At 59.4% G+C, this 276-nt stretch carries 1 protein-coding gene; it reads right to left on the bottom strand.

Annotated features, from left to right (window positions below; all coding sequences use genetic code 11):
• On the bottom strand, positions 1–138 hold a 138-nt coding region (locus SB772_RS40550; protein ID WP_410838591.1), incomplete at its 3' end, for a DUF1315 family protein.
• Positions 139–276: the final 138 nt, after the last annotated feature.

Below are 276 nucleotides of genomic sequence, written 5' to 3'. Positions count from 1 at the left end.
CACGGCCTGCAACGACAGCTCTTTCTGTTCGACAGTGAGCTTGCGGCCATCGGACCATTTACCGATCTCCACGGCCGTTTTCAGGCTCTCGTAGATTTCGGGGGTAATGTTTTCGATCATTTGCGCGAAAGTGGACATAGCGTCTCCTAATTCAAGCCGACAGTTTACGCCGGGCCATCCCGCCACCCAAGAGCCCTGTCAGGCATCCGATGAGCAACCCGCCGACGTGGGCGGCATTGGCGATCTGGCCAAAGCCGAGCTGGCCGACCACCCCGG

Origin of the sequence: Paraburkholderia sp. SIMBA_030, assembly GCF_046535245.1 — a bacterium.
Classification (GTDB): Bacteria; Pseudomonadota; Gammaproteobacteria; order Burkholderiales; family Burkholderiaceae; genus Paraburkholderia.
The sequence above is the reverse complement of the archived record's forward strand: the minus strand, read 5'-3'. Positions and strand labels throughout refer to the sequence as shown.